The sequence below is a fragment of the Tepidimonas aquatica genome (assembly GCF_007556585.1).
Classification (GTDB): domain Bacteria; phylum Pseudomonadota; class Gammaproteobacteria; order Burkholderiales; family Burkholderiaceae_C; genus Tepidimonas; species Tepidimonas aquatica.
Genome location: NZ_VJNA01000070.1, coordinates 1 through 2,096 on the forward strand (window position 1 = coordinate 1; position 2,096 = coordinate 2,096).

Below are 2,096 nucleotides of genomic sequence, written 5' to 3' on the forward strand. Positions count from 1 at the left end.
TGAGCACTTGAAGGTTGTCCAGCGACACATTGCCCCGCTGCCGCGGCAGGCAATCCTCGATACGCGCGAATTGCGCAGGCGTAAGTTCCATGCGCAGTATGTTAGCACGTAGTGTTAACAGGCCCTAGTCCCGATTCAATCAACAAGTACGACATTGCTCGCAACGTGCTCACGAAGGTGAACGCACGCGGCGACAGCGGACTTGGCGCGCGCAGAGAGATCATCAAGCGCATCGTCGAGTTCGAGGAGTTTTCGACGTGCTGGCCAAATGACCAGCTCAAGGCGAAGGGGCTGGTCGCCGATCTGCGCAAGATCGTCAACGTCAAAGACTCCTTCACGCGCATGAAGCAAGAGCGAGACACCGAGCGGGAGCAGGTACTTGCCCGTCAGCGTGCCGAGCAAGCAGCAGCAGCAGAGAAGCGCGCCAAGATCGAAGATGTCAGCAAGAGGCTGTTCGCCCTGTTCAGCATGGACGACAAGCCGCAGGAACGGGGCAAACTGCTCGAAGCCGTTCTGAATGACTTGTTCAAAGCCTACGGCATCCACGTCCGCGAGGACTTCCGCCGCAAATCTCCCGACACCGGCACCGTCCTTGAGCAGATTGACGGCGTGATTGAACTTGATGGGGCAATCCATCTGGTCGAAATGAAGTGGCTCAATGTTCCCGTCGGTATGGGCGAATTTTCCCCACATCTCAGCCGATTGTTCTTGCGGGCAAACGCGCACGGCATCTTCATTGCGACGAACGGCTACACCGAACCCGTACTGACCGAGTGCAAGAACGCGCTGAATCTCAAGACAATCTTCCTGTGCTCGTTGCAGGAATTCGTGATGCTGCTCCAACGGCAAGGTGATCTGATTGCCCTGCTCAAGCGAAAATCACAGGCAGCAATCGTCGATAAGAACCCGTATCTCGAAATCCTTTCCTAGTTTTCAGGGCAACCTCAGATGATGGTCGCGCACCCCTTGACTCTCTACTGGGTACAGGGTTTCAAATGCCTCACCAAGATTCAAATTGGCCCATTGGTCCGCTGCCCTTGGAGGGAATACTGATGAGTAACGACGACGATCATCGCCTGGACGGCCGACAGGCTTCGGACAGGCGCATTCTCTGGCAGGTACTCCTGATCAACCTTGCTCAATGTATCGCCGGATTCGCCGTGGGCGCGTGGGCGTCCTCGACGGCCGTGATGGGAGCAGCGCTTGATAACCTTGCCGACGCCTCTGTGTATGGCGTGAGCCTTTACGCTGTTGGCCGCTCAGCCGCCATCAAAGCACGGGCAGCGCGCCTGTCTGGCTGGCTCCTGATCGGGCTCGCAGTGTTGATGCTCAGCGAAGTCCTGCGGCGCTTCTTCGGAGGCGAAGCGCCTCTTGGACCGGCGATGATGACGATGGCGGCGGTCAATGCCGGCATGAACCTGTTCTGCCTGAGGCTCCTCAAGCGACACAAGGGCAAGGACGTCAACTTCAAAGCATCCTCGATCTTCACAAGCAACGATTCGATCGTGAACCTGGCCATCGTCGCATCGGGTGCGCTGGTGATGTGGCTTGGTTCGAACTTGCCGGATCTGATTCTTGGAATGGTGGTGAGCGCCATCGCGTTCAAAGGTGGCCGAGAGATCCTTGCCGAAGCGCGCGAAAGCACTCAGGTTGACGAGGCAGACGCCTCTTAGCAGGCCGTTGAAAAAGTCCCGAGGAACGATGCACTGCCAAAGGCCGACCTTTCAGAACGACCTACAAGCGATTTTTCAAGAGTGGGTAAGGGGTGAGGCACCCCCGAAATCACCATTTTTTGAACCCGCATCGACTTTTTCAACGGCCTGTTAGACGTTGCGAGGTGGCGACGAATTGACGTAGTCCAGAAGCTGCCAGATCTGTTTGGCTTTGAGTTCGGTGGTGTCGGCTGCGTAGCTTGGCCCGCCAATCAACGCGCAAGTCGCCAACAGCAAAGTCATCAGCCAGCGATAGGCCCCCCGCGTCAGAATACTTGTCGCCCCGATAGGACCAGAGCTGTGAGACTGGTTCATTGATGGTGGTGGGAGGCTGTGGAGCTTGTGGGCGAAGGCCGGCGCGGTGGGCAACGCGGATGCGTTGTC

At 57.3% G+C, this 2,096-nt stretch carries 2 protein-coding genes and 1 pseudogene; 2 read left to right on the top strand and 1 reads right to left on the bottom strand.

Going from position 1 to position 2,096, the window contains the following annotated elements:
* The first annotated feature begins 165 nt into the window (after window positions 1–165).
* Together Taqua_RS12910 and Taqua_RS12915 are read left to right on the top strand one after the other, a co-directional pair.
* Window positions 166–930, top strand: coding sequence for a PDDEXK family nuclease (locus Taqua_RS12910; RefSeq protein ID WP_246094729.1), 765 nt, complete (start codon window positions 166–168; stop codon window positions 928–930).
* A gap of 122 nt (window positions 931–1,052) precedes the next feature.
* A complete protein-coding gene (locus Taqua_RS12915) occupies window positions 1,053–1,673 on the top strand; it encodes a cation efflux transmembrane domain-containing protein (RefSeq protein ID WP_144326975.1) in 621 nt (206 codons plus the stop codon).
* 150 nt (window positions 1,674–1,823) lie between these two features.
* On the opposite strand, the pseudogene Taqua_RS13655 reads toward Taqua_RS12915, so the two are convergent.
* Window positions 1,824–2,096, bottom strand: a pseudogene (locus Taqua_RS13655) (hypothetical protein); the annotation flags it as partial.

Excerpts from the sequence above, each read along its gene's own strand:
- Taqua_RS12915 (WP_144326975.1), top strand. The coding sequence starts at position 1,053 with ATGAGTAACGACGACGATCATCGCCTGGACGGCCGACAGGCTTCGGAC.